Genomic DNA, 14,706 nt, shown 5'->3' with positions numbered 1-14,706 from the left:
GGCTCCCACAGTTGGGTGGGCGCCGCCGGGTCCGCCGGCTCGGGCAGGTGAGCTCAACTGCCGAAGAGGGTGCCTAGTTCGCTGAGGTCAGGGACGAGTGCGGCGGCGGGTGGTGCGGGGTCGACGCTGGGCACGGTGACGACGGTGGAGGCTTGTTGCACGGTGTAGGCGGTCATCGGGAACTGGACCAGGTATTGCTCGATGCCGGGGTAGTTGGAGACCCACATGGCGGGGTCGGTTCCTTCGCGTCCGCAGGAGGCGAGGGCGACGTAGGAGCCGTCGGGGACGTCGGTGACCGATTGGGTTGTGGTGCCAGGTGGTATGTCGTCCTGCTGGTATAGGGACTGCCCGCTGCGCATGATGTCGTCGAGCGGTGGGAGTACGCCGCCGGGTGCGGCGGCGAGGGAGGTGGTGCAGCCGATGGTGGCGCCGGTGTTGTTGGTGATTGTGTTGGTCACGGTCGATCCGGTGACGCTGAAGGCGTAGGTGACGTCGGTGGCTTCGGCCGCTGATGCCGGTGCGGCGGTTGCGATGGCGAGGGGGATGGCCGCGGCGGCGAGGAGTGTGGTGTGCGGGCGGTCGTGCGCATGTGGTGGTCCTGTTCGTCGGGTGGGTGGTGCTGGGTGCATCGTGCAGGAAAAACCGACTGATTGGCATTGTTTTGGTGACATCGGGTCGACTTCGTACCCGAGGGCTCCGCCGCGGGGCGCGGTAGCGACCCCAACCAGTTCCCGCTATCATGAATTTGTGCCCGATAATCGGTGAAAGTGAAGGGTGGGTGTGATGAACGAGCCCGCCGATGCCAGCACCGAAGCCCGCTACCTGCGCGGCGATCTCGGTTTCGAGGATGCGCTGCGGGAGGTGACCGGTACCGACCTCGGACGCCAGTTCTTCGCCCAGATACTGCACAGCCTGTCCGGCCGGAACCCGGCAGCACCGCCGCTGTCCGACCACGACACAGCCCTGCTCGATCGGGCCGGGTTCGTCGACGACCCGGCCGCGGCGACGACCGCACGGGTGGACCGCGACATTCGCATGCAGGAACTGGTCCGCCACTCCCTGTCGATCGCGGATGCCGCGGACCGTCTCGGGGTGACCGCGGCCCGGATCCGGCAACGCCTCGGCGAGGGCACCCTGTGGGCGTTCCAGTCGGGCCGCAACCGATTGCTGCCGCCCGCCCAGTTCACCGACACCGGTGCGGTGCCGCACCTCGACCGGGTGATGCCGTTGCTGGCGAAGGATCTGCACCCGCTGACCGTGCAGGCATTGCTGACCCTCCCGCAACCGTCCCTGACCGTGGAGGGCCGGCCGGTGTCGATCGTGGCGTGGCTGACCGGCAGCGCCGGAACCGCCGCCGATATCGAACAGGTTCAAGACGTGATCACCGCCGCCGAATGGGAATCGGCATAGATGGGGTCGATGCTGCCGACGCCCCCCACCATCGCCGACCTTCGTGATGCGGGCCTGCGCGGCGAGGAAGTGATCGACTGGCAACCGGCCGAGGTGGTGTGGCGGGTGCATCGCACCACCGGCACCCACGTGCTGCCGTGGAATGGATTGCGCACGTTCGGGCCGATCCTGCGGTTCGACCACCACCCACCCCCGCGGGCCGAGCATCCCGGTTACGGCATCTGGTACGGCGCCTCCAGTCCCCGCGGCGGGTTGGCCGAGGCGTTTCAGAGTTCCCGGGTGATCGACCGGCACCGCGGCGACCCGTATCTGACCGGGCTGCGATTTATCCGCCCGGTGAGACTGCTCGATGTGTCCGGCATCGGGGAGGGGGCGTGGGTGACCCGGGTCGGCGGCAACCACGCCCTCGACTCCGCCGCGCACGGCCGAACCCAGCACTGGGCCCGCACCATTCACCGGGCCCATGACGATCTCGATGGGATCGCCTACCGCGGCCGGTTCGCCGGCGGTGTCTGCATCGCGATCACCGAACGCGCCGCCGACGCGTTTCCTGCGCTGCCGGCGTTGTCGCTGCCGTTGTCGCATCCCGGGTTGTCCGGGCCGATCGACAGCGCGGCCTATCAGCTCGGCTACACCATCACCTGACGCTGCGACGCACGTGGGCGAACCGGTTGGGCACGCGGCGCATGTCCCGTGACGGAACGACATCGATTGCAGGACGCGCTTCCGTCGGCGGAGGGAAGTGATCGGTACACGTCCGGTCGGACTGTATGTCGGTGTCCCGTGTCGGTGTCCGCAACTCATCATTCGGATGGTGTATTGACAACCGGAAACCCTGCATCTGAGTCCACTACGGATGATGTGGGTTTCCGCCCCGGCCGCGCACGGTTGTAGCGGCCTCTATGAGGTGGATCCACCCGCCGGTGACCCACGACGACGCTCCCGGTGCTGGCCTGCGTCCTTCCATGGCAAGACCCGGTACGTGTGAGAACGCTGCGGGCCTCGGCGTGACGGTAACCAGAGTGTTGTTACGAACCTCAGGCGGTGGGAGTGGTGGGGAGCCAGTTGTAGTTCTGCTCGTTCCAGAATCCACACCGGTGGTCCGCTGCGTACTGCTCCGTGCTGACGGTGCGTGTGTTGGGGCCTGAATCCAGAACCATGATTTTGCCCTCACCGATCGCTGACCATTCGGGCTGAGTGGGAGCAGTGGGACTGCCGTGCGCGGCGAATCCTGCCCAATAGGCCATCATCGTTTGCGACAATTGCTGCTGTTCTGGAGTGAACCGCGTCGCCAATTCCCCGCCCCACAGGTACGGCAGCTGGGTGGAATGCGCTGCTCCTACGTTGAAATCGGGGAGTTTGGTTTCGCGTGTTGGCGCGTGCTCGTCGTCGAACCTGTAGAAGAAGACTCGTGGCTGGTGGACAGCCATTTCGTTCGCCAGCGTCAGGTATTGGCATCCTCCGAGCCCGTAGAACACACTGCTGTCATTCCATATCGTACTGAGTGCGTAGGCTGCACCGTACGGACTCGGGAATGACGAGTATGGGTACTGGTCGGCGACAGCGTGTGCAAGTGGTCCGAATTCTTCTTGCAGTTCCTGCTTGTATCGGTCCTCGGTCACGTCTGCGAAAGGGATTGCCCAGCCTCGGGTTTCATCACGTGTCTCTCCGATCATGATGGGGACGTTGTTGAACGAACCAGACTTGATCGCCGCGTCTGGTGCAATCGGAAGTTCGGGGCCCCCAACGATGGGCAGAGGGCCTGTGAGGATTCCCCCGAAATTCGTGCTCGCTGCGAGAAGTTCGTCACCAGATCTGGAACGTAGACACTGGGCCATGTCGCCGGGTTCGGAGCAGCCTGTCGAAACAGCGAACGAGGCGGCGTCGGCCTGGGCTTCTTCAGTTGAGTGGCTGGGGCATCCGCCGCTTTGGATGATCGCGCCCTGGAACAGACCGCTCGCTGTCGGCGACGCGAGTTGGGCGCAAACCGAGTGTCCTCCGGCAGATTGGCCCACAATTGTGACTTGACTGGGGTCGCCGCCAAAGCCTGCGATGTTCTCTTGAACCCAGTGCAGGGCTGCTTGCTGATCCAGGAGTCCGAAGTTGCCTGTGGTGCCGTCATCGGCCCCAGGTAGCTGGAGGAAGCCGAAGGCGCCGAGTCGGTAATTGATGGTGACAACGACTGTGTTGAACTTTTCCGCGATTCGTGACCCATCTGACTGGCTTCCCGAACCACTCATGAAGCCACCTCCGTGAATCCAGAACAGGACCGGGAGGGGCCCTCTAGTTCGTTCGGACGGTGTATATACGTTCAGATACAGACAATCTTCGCCATAAGACACATCGTTGCTGCCACTGCTCACCGGTTGATAGCACCTCGGGCCGAATTCCGCTGCTGAACGGATGTCGTCCCACGTCGGCGTCGGTGCGGGTGGCTCCCACCGCAGGGTGCCGACGGGTGGGGCCGCATAAGGCATGCCGAGGAACTGGTCCACCTGTCCAGCTGATATCCCCTCTACGTCACCAGTTTTCGTTGTGACGACCAACGAATGACTGTCCGATTCTGCTTGTGAGCGTGAAGCTGCATGCTCGGGCCCCGCATGTGTGCCGCAACCTGTCAGGGCCGCCGTCAATGCCAGCACGATAGTTGTTTTCGCGAACAGTCGCGTTCTAACGCTCACCCAAATCTCCTTGGATTGTCAGATGATTGCCTGGTCGAACGAAATGAAGGCGCCGATGTCGCCACGGGCGAGTAGGGCGGATTGCTCGGGAATGCTGGTACCGATCGTTTTCACGGCGGCAGGCTCACCCCGAGACTTCGCAGGTACAGGAAGGCTTGAAGCCCTCGCCGCTGGCAGCCAAGTATCTGCAGGTGGAGGCATACGGCGCAACAAGGCCGTCCCGGTAGACGGACCCGAAAGGCTGACCTGAATGAATGTGGGAGATCTGCGAAAGACATAGTCGGCGTTGACTACCGGACGCCAGCGCCCCGGCGACACATCCCCGTTTCTCAGGCGTCGAGACGGAGAGTCCATGCGATTCGGCGAAATGCTTCGCGTCCCCGGCCCGGTTTCGTGTTGCGGGTTCGCCTACCGGACCGTTGGAGGTGTGCCGGGGCGCGCGGGTACCGATACTCGAATTCTCAGTTCCAGTCGACCGACCCATGGAGTACAGATGACGCCTTCCTTCCCTCCGCTCGCCGCGTCGGTCCATGCCGCTGTGGCCGACGCCGTGGCGGTCGTGCGCATCGAGCGCCCGCCTGCCAACGCTTTCGATCCTGCGCTGATAGCGGAATTGCTCGACACCCTGAAGCCGCTGGCGGCGAACACCGACGTGCGGTGCATCGTGCTGCGCGGAACGGGACGCTTCTTCGTGGCCGGCGCCGACATCCGAGTGATGCGCGAACTGTCGGAGGAGACGCAGCACGCGATGCGGCCCTGGATCGAGGTGCAGCAGGTCCTCGAGACCGCTCCGAAACCCGTGCTGGCAGCCCTCAACGGGCACGCACTCGGCGGCGGAGCGGAGTTGTCACTGGCCTGTGACGTGCGGGTGATGGCGGCGTCGGCGTCGATCGGGTTCCCGGAAATCGGCCTCGGACTGTTTCCCGGGGCCGGCGGCAGTCAGCGCTTGCCCCGCTTGCTCGGCGCGCATCGAGCGAAGCTCCTCATGATGGAGGGTCGGCGCCTGTCCGCCGACGAGGCCAGGCGGATCGGCTTGGTGGACGAGGTGGTACCCGACGACGAATTCGACGCGCGAATAGACCGTCTCGCCGCCGAGTGGGCGGCGAGACCGACGGCCGCTGTCGGCCTGCTCAAGCGGGTGGTCGAAGCGGGGCGGACACTCCCACTCGATCAGGCACTGGACGCGGAGTTTGCGGGTGTTCTCGACCTCATTCGCACGGCCGACGCCGCCGAGGGTCTACAAGCCTTCCTCGACAAGCGACCGCCGCATTTCACTGGTCGCTGACCCTGCTCGTCACCTCACCCGAAGGATGCTCATGACACACTCGATCGGACGGCGAGCGTTTCTCGCCGTCGCGGCACTGGCGGCCCTCACCGTCGCCTCGACGTCCTGTACCCGGCCCGCGACCGAAGCAGCGCAGGGGAGCGGGCTGATCCGCATCTCCGTGGGCGTCGACCCGTCGTACGCGCCGATTTTCCTGGCCGACGCCGAGGGCATGTTCGACGACGCCGGACTGGACGTTCAGGTGATGCAGACCGAAGGCGGAGCGGCCGGCGCGCAGAACGTGGTGGCAGGGACTTCGGAATTGTCCGGAAACGCCGACTCCACGGCGCTCACCGTCATGGCCGCGAATCCGTCGCTGCGCGCGCTCGGTGTGTTCGAGGATTCCGACCGCTACTTCCAGGTGGTCCTGCGCGAGGGTGTGGAGCCGAAGGACATCGAGACGATGGGTGTGTTCCCCGGTATCGGGCTCTACTTCACCGACTTGTATCTGCGGAGCCTCGGACGAGATCCGGCATCGGTCAAGCTCGTGAACACCAGTCCACCCGAGCAACCGGCGCTGCTCGCTCGCGGTGACATCGACGGATTCCTGTCGTTCGATCCGTGGGTCGAGCAGGCCGTGGGGACAGGCGGTCGTGTCGTCGCGACGACCGGTGACTACGGCGCCAAGTATTCACAGTGGATCCTGGCGTCCGATTCGTGGTTGTCGGCGAACGAGGACGTCGCGGCCCGGGTCTTCGACGTGATCGCCGAGGCTGCTGCAATTACCGATGCCGACCCGGACCGGGCTGCCAAGGCGATCTCCGACTCGATCCAGATGGATCCGGCCGAGGCCCGTCGGACCGTCTCCCAGATCGATTTCGGAGTGCGCGACTTCACCGACGACGACGTGGCACGGGCGAATCAACTGGTCACCTTCTTCCGAGGCCAGGGCAAGATCACAGGAGAAGTCGATACCTCGCGCGTTCTGCTCCGTGGGTGGGTCACAGCCCACGTGAACCAACCCCCGGCATGACCCTCGGCGACGGCGCGTCCGTCCGGTTCGGTCAGCAGAACAGATCGATTCACTGGTACGAGAACGCGACGTAGGTTCGGTTCCAGTGAACGGGCGGACGCCCGCTGGGAACAATGAAACGGAGTCCTTCTGGTGGAAAGCGCAATTCGCGTGGTGGAGTTGTCCAGCCCGCTGAGCCGATTCGCCGGCCGCATCCTGGTCGGACTGGGATACGAGGTCGTTCTGATCGAACCGCCGGAGGGCGATCCGACCCGACGGGAACTGGACGGCCACGCATTCACGCACTGGCACGCCGGAAAGAAATCCGTCACGATCGACGTCGAGACAGCCGTGGGCCGTGCGGAACTGGCGCACCTGGTGGCCGGGGCGGACGTTTACCTCGATGGCAGCGCCGTCGGCGACGAGCCGATCGAGCTGGCACCGGGATCGGTCGTTCACGTACGAGTCACACCTTTCGGCGTCGACGGTCCGCGCCGCCAGTGGTGCGCCACCGACCTGACGCTCGCGGCCCTCGGCGGAATGCTCGCTCAAGTGGGTGAACCTGCTGGGCCCCCGCTGTCTCTACCTCAGGGCCAAGCCGAACAGCTGGCAGGGGTGAACGCCGCGATCGCGGTGTTGCTCGGACTCCGGTCGCGGCGTCAGGGCCCGGTCCCCCTGATCGACGTCTCCGCACAGGAATGTGTGGCGGCAGGCCTCGAGGCCGGCGCCCTGGCCTATCTCCACGAGGATCGCGTCCCGGACCGACCCGGCCGGGTGCACCCGTTGGTACCGCACGGCCTGTTCCGGGCCGCCGACGGCTATGTCGGTGGCGGGCTCGGCGGAAGTCCCCGAATGTGGGACGCGCTGGTCTCCTGGCTGGTCGAGGAGGGTGCCCAGGAGGATCTGGACGACCCGAAATGGGCTGACCCCGTCGAGCGGAAAGAGCACCAGGACCACATCTTCGCCGTGCTGCAGGGTTTCCTCGACAAGTGGCCGAAGGAGGACTTCGCGCGGGCGGCGCAACAACGCAAGCTGCCGTGGTCCGCCGTCGTCCGACCGGACGAACTGTTGTCCAACCCCCAACTCCAGGCCCGCGACTTCTTCGTCGACGTCGACGAGCCCGGGTCCACCGTACGAGATCTGGGCTTCTCCTTCCCCTTCCCGGAAGGAGGGAGGACCCGGGCCCTGCCGGTCCCGCCGATCGGTGCGCACCAGTTCCTCCTCTACGAGCCGGAACCCGAAGTCCTCGAACCGACCGTGACCGCATCCGGGCCTGACCTGCTGCCCCTGTCGGGCGTCCGGGTCCTGGACCTCACCTGGGTTCTCGCCGGTCCCTACTGCACTCAGATCCTGGCGGACCACGGCGCCGACGTCATCAAAGTCGAGTCGTCGGGCCGACCCGACCCGACACGGTTCGCGCCGTTCATGCACCTGTCCCGCGGACCACACGACGATCCGAACACCAGCGGGTACTTCAATGACGTCAACAGGAACAAGCGCAGCATCACCCTGGACACTCGTTCCGAGGCAGGACTGGCCGTGCTCGCCGACCTCGTGGCGCAGTCCGACGTGGTGGTCGAGAACTTCAGTTCCTCGGTGATGGAGAAGATGGGCTTCGGGTACGAACGACTGCGGTCCTTACGTCCGGACATCGTGTACGTCTCCATGTCGGGGACCGGCCACACCGGACCGCGACGCGATTGGGTCACCTACGCGGACATCGTCTCCGCGGCCACCGGACTGACCGCTCTCACCGGGTGGAGTGCCGATGACGTCGTGGGAGTGATCTACGGTCATGGCGACATCGTTGCAGGATTACACGGCGCCGCAGCGGTTCTCGCCGCCCTCGAGCACCGAGGCCGCACGGGCCGCGGTCAGCACGTCGATCTCTCCCAACTGGAGGCGATGGCGTCACACATGGGCACCAGTGTCGTGCAGGCGACGGGCGCCGGACAGCTTCCCGTTCCGCTCGGCAATGCTCATCCCGACATGTCACCGCACGGTGTCTTCCGCTGCCTCGGACCCGACCGCTGGTGCGCGGTCACCGTTCGTGACGACGCGGACTGGACCAGATTGTGCGCGGTGATCGGCCGCTCGCGATGGGCCACGGACGAGCGTTTCCGCACGCCCGGGGCGCGACGGGCGCACGAAGCCGACATCGCGGCAGCGATCACGGCATGGACGTCGCCGCGGCCTGCCGATCTCGTCGCTGAGCAACTCCAGCAGGCGGGCGTCCCCGCCGGGTCCGTGCAGAACGGGCGGGACCTCGTCGAAGCCGATCCGCATCTGCGTGCCCGCGGTTATTACGTGCCCGCAGTCCATCCCCGTGCGGGAGCCTTTCTCCACCAGGGCGCTCCGATCCGGGTCGGGAAAGCCGTCACGATCCGGCAACCGGCGCCGGTGCTGGGCGCGGACACCGATGCCGTGCTCCGCGAGGTCACCGGTTACTCCGCGGAGACCGTTGCGCGGCTGCGAGCCGACTCGGTCCTCACCTGAGCCGGTCACTTCGATCAGGCTTTTCCACTCGACAGCACTCCCGAAGGACAGAACATGCGTGCAGCCCGCTTTCACACATTCGGACACGACCCGATCATCGACGACGTCGAGGTGCCGACCCGGAAACCCGGACAGACCCTCGTCCGGATCGACGCGGCGGCGCTGGGGCACCTCGACCTCACCGTCGGCAGCGGGAACTTCGACATCAAGCCGGCCCTGCCACACGTCGGAGGCACCGACGGGGCCGGCACCGTGATCGAATCGGATACTTTCGACGCCGGTACTCGGGTGCTGGTCCGGGGTGGCGGAGTCGGCCTCTTCAAGCCCGGATGCTGGGCCGAATACCTCGTGGCCGCCGACAAGGTGTTCACCCCGTTCGATTCGGCCCTCGAACCGGCGATCGCGGCCACGTTCTTTCTCCCGAGCACAACCGGTTTCGTCGCGGTCCACGACATCGCCCGCGTCGCCGCCGGTGAGCGGGTCGTCGTGTCCGGCGCCGCCGGCGCGGTCGGGTCCATGGCTGCACAGTTCGCGCTCCTCGCCGGCGCCGACGTGATCGGTGTGGTGCCGCGAGCCGACCAGGTACCACTCGTCCCCGACGGCGTCCGACCGGTTGTCGGCCGTGGATCTGAACTGGCCGACACGCTGGGGCCCGATCCAGTGGCGGACGTGCTCGTCGATACCCTCGGCGGCGACTCGCTGCCGTACCTGCTCGAGCGCGTCGTACCTGGCGGGCGGGCCGCACTGATCGGCTACACGCTGGGGACCGAACTCACGATCGATTTGCCGAACTGGCTGCTCAAAGATGTACAGTTGCTGCCGGTCAACATGATTCGCAAGAGTGCGCGACAGGCAGAACTCGCACCCGACCTCATTCGGCGCCTCGTCGACGGCGAGATCGGCATGGCGGTTCAGGAGTTTCCGCTCGACGACATCGCGTTTGCGCTGCAGATGATGCGTGAAGGGAAGGTCGCCGGCCGCGCGGTCGTCGTACCGTGACCGGCCGCCATCGCTCGTTCGCCGAAAGAAGGTGACAACCGTGACGCCCGAATCCGATTCTCTGCCGCTGCCGGCGGCGATGACGATTCCGTCCCTGCTCGTTCAGCGTGCCACCGAGCGGGGCGATCATCTCGCCGTCCGGGCCGGGGACGTGGAGGTGTCCTATCGCGAACTCGTGCAGCGAGCCGCAACGTCGGCCGAGGCGCTGTCCAGACATGGGATCGGCCGGGGTGACGCGGTGGCCGCGATGTGCGCCAACCGCATCGAATTGATCGATCTGCTGCTCGGCTGTAGTTGGCTCGGAGCGGTCACGGTGCCATTGAACACAGCACTGCGTGGCGCCGCCCTCGACAGCGTGCTCGAGCAGTCCGGGGCGGGCCACCTGTTGATCGAGCCCACCTTTTTGCCCCGGCTCCGGCAGACGCGATTCACTGGTGAATCCTGGATACTCGGCACTTCGTCCGTTCCCGGGCCGGGAGACAGCCGAACCCCCGGACGAGCGGCCGACCCCGCGGTGACCGCGCTCGACACGGCGGCGGTGTTGTTCACATCCGGGACGACCGGGCAACCGAAAGGGGTCCGCTGCCCTCATGCTCAATCACTGTGGTGGGGCGCAGGAGTGGGAGCCTCCCTGGGGCTGGGACCCGACGACGTTCTGTACAACGGCCTTCCGCTGTTCCACACGAATGCGCTCAACACACTGTTCCAGGCGCTGGTTGCGGGAGGAACATTTGTGCTCGGTGAACATTTCTCGGTGCGGCGATACTGGGCGCAGGTGGCCGACAGCGACGCCACGGTGATCTACCTGCTCGGTGCGATGGTCGCGATGCTCACCGGCCGGGAACCCGCCGTGGAAGACAAGAAGCACCGCGCCACCCGCGCCCTGGCGCCGGCGACTCCGGCCCGCCTGTGGGCTCCCTTCCGTGAGCGTTTCGGCGTCGAACTCGTCGACGGCTACGGCACCACCGAGACGAATCTCGTTCTCGGAACTGTGCCCGGCGATCGCCGACCCGGCTATCTCGGAACGGTGCGCGACGGCTACGACGCGAAGGTCGTCGACGACGCCGGCGCCACCGTCCTGGACGGCCTGCCCGGCGAACTCGTCGTCCGCACAGACCTTCCCGGAGGATTTGCCACGGGATACCTGTCCGAGCCTCCCCGCATGGCGGGCGACTGGATCTACACCGGCGATCGGGTGGTCCGGGAACCCGACGGGTGGTATCGGTTCGTCGATCGGGTCCGCGACGTCATCCGGCGGCGCGGCGAGAACACCTCCTCCGCCGAGGTCGAGGAGGCCCTGGCGCGGCATCCGGCGGTCGCGCAGGTCGCGGTCTTTCCGGTGCCGTCGGAACTCGCCGAGGACGAAGTGATGGCCGCCGTGGTACTCCGGGAAGGAATGCAGTCGAGCCCCGAGGACCTACGGCACCATGCGGCAATACAACTGGCGTATTTTGCTCTGCCGCGGTTCATCGATTTCGTCAGTGAACTGCCGTTGACCGAGACCGGCAAGGTCCGCAAGGAGGTACTCCGTTCGCGTGGGGTCGGCCGCGGCACCTGGGATGCCGACGCCGTCCCGCCCCGGTGACCGGCAGCCGCCTCGAACCACCGGTTACCGGCCGCACCCGTTGAACGAGCACATCGCGGGCGTACATGCCTCGGCGCCGGCCATGTCGGTCGCCGAGTATGCGCAGCGCATCGCGTGAAGTGCTCGGGAGATCCCGATGCCCGCGGTTCGTAGGGCGCCGGCAACCCGGCTGACGTTGAGCCGCGCCGTCGGACCCGTTACCGACAGGGCTCCGGCGAGGGTCCGGGGTCCGCTGAACACCGGCACGGCAACACTCATGTAGCCGATGCGGGTCTCTTCGACTTCGACTGCGAGTTGCTCGTTGCGCATGCGGTGGAGTTGCTGGCGCAGGACGGCGACCGACATCGTGGTGCGGGCGGTGAGAGCGGTGAATCCTTGCTCGATCACTTCGTCGAACACCGCCTGCGGCGAGAACGCCAGGATCATCTTCCCGGTCGCGGTGCAGTACAGCGGCAACCGGCCCGCCACCCGCGACTGCTGTTGCAATCCGCGGTGACCGACGATCTTCTCGATGTAGAGCACGTCGATGCCGTCCCGAACCGCGAAGTGCACCGTCTCCTGCGTTGCAAGGAGCAGGTCTTCCATGAAGGGCAGGGCGGCGTCACGCAGGATGCGCTGCCGGGGGACGAGCTGCCCGAGTTCGAACAACCGCAGGCCCAAACGGTACTTCGTGCCCGCCCGCTCGAGGAGTCCCCATTCGACGAGTTCGCCGGCCAACCGGTGCACGGACGCCTTCGCGACACCACTTCGACGTGCGAGCTCGGTGAGCGAGAGGTCGCTGTGCTCGCTCCCGAACGCGTCGAGAATGAGCCGGGCCTTGCCGAGAACGGACGACATGTCCTGTCCCGCAACGCGGTGTGCCGGGGGGATCGGTACGACCGGGCCGAGGCCGGCCGAATGCTGCGCCTCTGTAGTCACTGCTGCCTCCTGGCTGTTGGCGGGGCATTCGTCCCGATCACAGCCACGCTAGGGCTGAACAATGGCGAGACGCACGCCACAGGGTTCGGTCACCGGACCCGTCCCAAATTTTCGGACGCGACCCGCACGGCCGGTGAGTTCAGAAAGGACTGGACCACCGCGGCTACCCGCGGTGCCTCTCGCTCGATCAACGCAACGGTCCCGTCCTCGATCACCTCCTCGAGCACCACCCGCGCTCCGGTGAACTGTTTCCTCAACGTCGGTAGGTGGGGCATCGAGAACGGGTCTGCGCCGGCAGCGAGCAGCAGCACCGGCGCCGTCACCGCTTCGATGCGGTCCGCCATGTGGTAACGAGCGCAGGCACGGTGTCCCTCGGCGGGGTCGACACCGTGCGCGAGGGCGTCGCGCAGGAAGCGGTCGAGCAAATCCGTTGCCGAGGAAGGGTAATACGGTCGTCTCAGGTTCCACAGGGTCTGCAGGTGGCTGCCGTCGGGTTCGCGGACGGCGCGGTCCACGACTCCCGAATCCGGTTCGCCGTTGCGGTTGTTACCCTCCGTCCACGGGCAGGAGGACAGCACCACAGCATCGACTTCACCGGGGCGGCCGGCGGCCATCTCCATCGCCACCGCGGCGCCGGTGTGATGTCCGAGGACCGCCACCGGTCCGGCGTTCACGGCGTCGAGGAACTCCCAGGCGGCGTCGGCGAACGACTCGATCGTCTGCGGCGGAGCGAGTGGCGCACTCGCTCCGAACCCCACCATGTCCAGGGCGAGAACCCGGAACTCGTCGTCCAGGAGCGGGATCAACTCGCGGAACTCGTCCCAGGACCGCGGGGTCTGATGCAGCAGGAGGAGCGGCCGGCCGCTGCCCGATTCCGCATAGTGCAGTTGTCCGAACGTCGTGTCGGCGTAGCCGAACCGTATCGCCATCAGTAGGCCGTGACCATGGGGGTGTCCACGCCGATGACGTCGATCTTCGCGGCGCCGCCCGGATTGCCGACCGGCTCCGCCCGGGTCGGCAGGACCTCGAGGAAGAAACGTTTCGCGTCCTCCTTGAAATCGGGGTCTGCCTTCCGATCCACCGTGATCGCCTCGACCGGGCAGGCGAGTTCGCAGGCGCCGCAGTCGATGCACTCGTTCGGATTGATGTAGAGCTTGCGCTCACCCTCGTAGATGCAGTCGACCGGGCACTCCTCCATGCAGGAGCGGTCCATGTAGTCGATGCACGCTTCGCCTATGACGAATGCCATTGTCAGCTCTCCTTTTCGGTGGAATGGCCCGGGAAGATTTCCGCATCCGGGTCGAGGACGGCCGCGGCGTTGTTGACCGCGGTCGCGGCCTCACCGAATCCGACGGCGATGAGCCGGACCTTTCCCGGGTAGTCGGTGATGTCGCCGGCCGCATATACGCGCGGCACGGTGGTCTCCATTCGGGTATTGACGACGATGTTGCGCGAATCGATCTCGAGTCCCCACTCGGTCATCGGCCCGAGGTCGGCGGTGAATCCTAGAGCGGCGATGATAGTTTGTGCCGGCAACGTCGTGGTGGTCTCGTCGAGTTTGTGCGCGACGTCCACCTCTGCGACCCAACCGTTGCCACGGACCTCGGCAATGTCCGCGTTGACCAGCATCCGCACAGTGCTCTCACGGACCTTCGTCACCGTCGCCGCGTGTGCACGGAACTTGTCGCGACGATGCACCAGGGTCACCGACGATGCGATCGGCTCGAGGTGGACCGCCCAGTCGAAGGCGCTGTCGCCGCCGCCCACGATTACCACGTCCTTACCGGTGTGCGCGGACAGGTCGGGCACGAAGTAGCTGAGACCGCGGTCGACGAAATCGAGCCCCTTCACCAGAGGGCGTGGCGTGAATGTCCCGATCCCACCGGTGATCACGACCGCGCCGGCGGTGACGGTGCGTCCCTTGCTCGTCCCGATCATGACACGTCCGTCCTCGGCGTGATCCAGCGTCCGGGCCTGCTCGCCGAGCAGATATGCCGGATCGAACGGTGCGGCTTGCGCCAGCAATCCATTCACGAGATCTCGCCCTTTCACGGATGGAAAACCCGCGATGTCGAGGATCGCCTTCTCCGGGTACATCGCGCTCACCTGGCCACCGGGCTCGGACAGAGCGTCGAGAACGGCGACCCGGAGCCCGCGGAATCCGGCGTAGTACGCAGCATAGAGACCGGCCGGGCCGGCACCGATAATGAGAATGTCGACGTCGAGGTCCGTGCCGGTCGACGCGTTGAGCGAAGCGTTCATGCCGGCAACGCTAATCATGTTGCCGCGACGGATAAATGAAACCGGTCCGGTCAGCAGACTGTGTTCATTCCTGCCGCTG

At 66.1% G+C, this 14,706-nt stretch carries 13 protein-coding genes; 7 read left to right on the top strand and 6 right to left on the bottom strand.

The genetic code is table 11. The features are described from left to right. Positions 1-53: 53 nt before the first annotated feature. Positions 54-629: a hypothetical protein gene (locus ACLIVD_RS22180; RefSeq protein ID WP_491930686.1), complete on the bottom strand. Its 576-nt coding sequence runs from the start codon at positions 627-629 to the stop codon at positions 54-56. 154 nt (positions 630-783) lie between these two features. Between ACLIVD_RS22180 and ACLIVD_RS22175 the strand changes: the two genes are divergently transcribed. Next, positions 784-1,410 (top strand): hypothetical protein, encoded by a 627-nt coding sequence (locus tag ACLIVD_RS22175; protein ID WP_491930685.1) that lies wholly within the window; start codon positions 784-786, stop codon positions 1,408-1,410. Further along, on the top strand, positions 1,411-2,055 hold the full coding sequence (locus tag ACLIVD_RS22170; protein WP_477956734.1) for an RES family NAD+ phosphorylase: 645 nt from the start codon (positions 1,411-1,413) through the stop codon (positions 2,053-2,055). A 392-nt stretch (positions 2,056-2,447) separates the two neighbouring features. Here the strand turns inward: ACLIVD_RS22170 and ACLIVD_RS22165 are convergent, their stop codons facing one another. Next, entirely contained in the window at positions 2,448-4,052 is a 1,605-nt protein-coding gene (locus ACLIVD_RS22165) for a carboxylesterase/lipase family protein (protein ID WP_477956736.1), read from the bottom strand. A gap of 532 nt (positions 4,053-4,584) precedes the next feature. On the opposite strand from ACLIVD_RS22165, the gene ACLIVD_RS22160 reads away from it, so the two are divergent. The 5 genes from ACLIVD_RS22160 (at position 4,585) to ACLIVD_RS22140 (ending at position 11,447) form a co-directional block, all read left to right on the top strand. Next, complete coding sequence (locus tag ACLIVD_RS22160) at positions 4,585-5,376, top strand: enoyl-CoA hydratase/isomerase family protein (protein ID WP_491930684.1); 792 nt, start codon at positions 4,585-4,587, stop codon at positions 5,374-5,376. 31 nt (positions 5,377-5,407) lie between these two features. Further along, positions 5,408-6,388, top strand: a complete 981-nt coding sequence (locus ACLIVD_RS22155; protein ID WP_491930683.1) for an ABC transporter substrate-binding protein — start codon at positions 5,408-5,410, stop codon at positions 6,386-6,388. A 132-nt stretch (positions 6,389-6,520) separates the two neighbouring features. Continuing rightward, entirely contained in the window at positions 6,521-8,863 is a 2,343-nt protein-coding gene (locus ACLIVD_RS22150; RefSeq protein WP_491930682.1) for a CaiB/BaiF CoA-transferase family protein, read from the top strand. Between the two features lie 54 nt (positions 8,864-8,917). Further along, positions 8,918-9,862, top strand: a complete 945-nt coding sequence (locus tag ACLIVD_RS22145; RefSeq protein ID WP_317568894.1) for a quinone oxidoreductase family protein — start codon at positions 8,918-8,920, stop codon at positions 9,860-9,862. Positions 9,863-9,902: 40 nt separating this feature from the next. After that, positions 9,903-11,447, top strand: coding sequence for an AMP-binding protein (locus tag ACLIVD_RS22140; protein ID WP_491930680.1), 1,545 nt, complete (start codon positions 9,903-9,905; stop codon positions 11,445-11,447). A 24-nt stretch (positions 11,448-11,471) separates the two neighbouring features. Here the strand turns inward: ACLIVD_RS22140 and ACLIVD_RS22135 are convergent, their stop codons facing one another. The 4 genes from ACLIVD_RS22135 to ACLIVD_RS22120 all read right to left on the bottom strand — a co-directional run bounded on the left by ACLIVD_RS22135 (position 11,472) and on the right by ACLIVD_RS22120 (position 14,627). Beyond that, positions 11,472-12,365 (bottom strand): IclR family transcriptional regulator, encoded by an 894-nt coding sequence (locus ACLIVD_RS22135; RefSeq protein ID WP_283335011.1) that lies wholly within the window; start codon positions 12,363-12,365, stop codon positions 11,472-11,474. An 89-nt stretch (positions 12,366-12,454) separates the two neighbouring features. Beyond that, positions 12,455-13,294: an alpha/beta fold hydrolase gene (locus ACLIVD_RS22130; protein ID WP_283335010.1), complete on the bottom strand. Its 840-nt coding sequence runs from the start codon at positions 13,292-13,294 to the stop codon at positions 12,455-12,457. Then, positions 13,294-13,614: a DUF362 domain-containing protein gene (locus ACLIVD_RS22125; protein ID WP_280780158.1), complete on the bottom strand. Its 321-nt coding sequence runs from the start codon at positions 13,612-13,614 to the stop codon at positions 13,294-13,296. Before ACLIVD_RS22125 ends, ACLIVD_RS22130 begins: the two co-directional genes overlap by 1 nt. 2 nt (positions 13,615-13,616) lie before the next feature. Continuing rightward, positions 13,617-14,627, bottom strand: coding sequence for an NAD(P)/FAD-dependent oxidoreductase (locus ACLIVD_RS22120; RefSeq protein ID WP_317568891.1), 1,011 nt, complete (start codon positions 14,625-14,627; stop codon positions 13,617-13,619). Positions 14,628-14,706: the final 79 nt, after the last annotated feature.

Source organism: Rhodococcus sp. G6(2025), from assembly GCF_058628105.1.
The sequence above is the reverse complement of the archived record's forward strand: the minus strand, read 5'-3'. Positions and strand labels throughout refer to the sequence as shown.

Coding starts and splice junctions, on each gene's coding strand:
- ACLIVD_RS22180 (WP_491930686.1), bottom strand. CDS start 629: ATGCACCCAGCACCACCCACCCGACGAACAGGACCACCACATGCGCAC.
- ACLIVD_RS22175 (WP_491930685.1), top strand. CDS start 784: ATGAACGAGCCCGCCGATGCCAGCACCGAAGCCCGCTACCTGCGCGGC.
- ACLIVD_RS22170 (WP_477956734.1), top strand. CDS start 1,411: ATGGGGTCGATGCTGCCGACGCCCCCCACCATCGCCGACCTTCGTGAT.
- ACLIVD_RS22160 (WP_491930684.1), top strand. CDS start 4,585: ATGACGCCTTCCTTCCCTCCGCTCGCCGCGTCGGTCCATGCCGCTGTG.
- ACLIVD_RS22155 (WP_491930683.1), top strand. CDS start 5,408: ATGACACACTCGATCGGACGGCGAGCGTTTCTCGCCGTCGCGGCACTG.
- ACLIVD_RS22145 (WP_317568894.1), top strand. CDS start 8,918: ATGCGTGCAGCCCGCTTTCACACATTCGGACACGACCCGATCATCGAC.
- ACLIVD_RS22130 (WP_283335010.1), bottom strand. CDS start 13,294: ATGGCGATACGGTTCGGCTACGCCGACACGACGTTCGGACAACTGCAC.
- ACLIVD_RS22125 (WP_280780158.1), bottom strand. CDS start 13,614: ATGGCATTCGTCATAGGCGAAGCGTGCATCGACTACATGGACCGCTCC.
- ACLIVD_RS22120 (WP_317568891.1), bottom strand. CDS start 14,627: ATGAACGCTTCGCTCAACGCGTCGACCGGCACGGACCTCGACGTCGAC.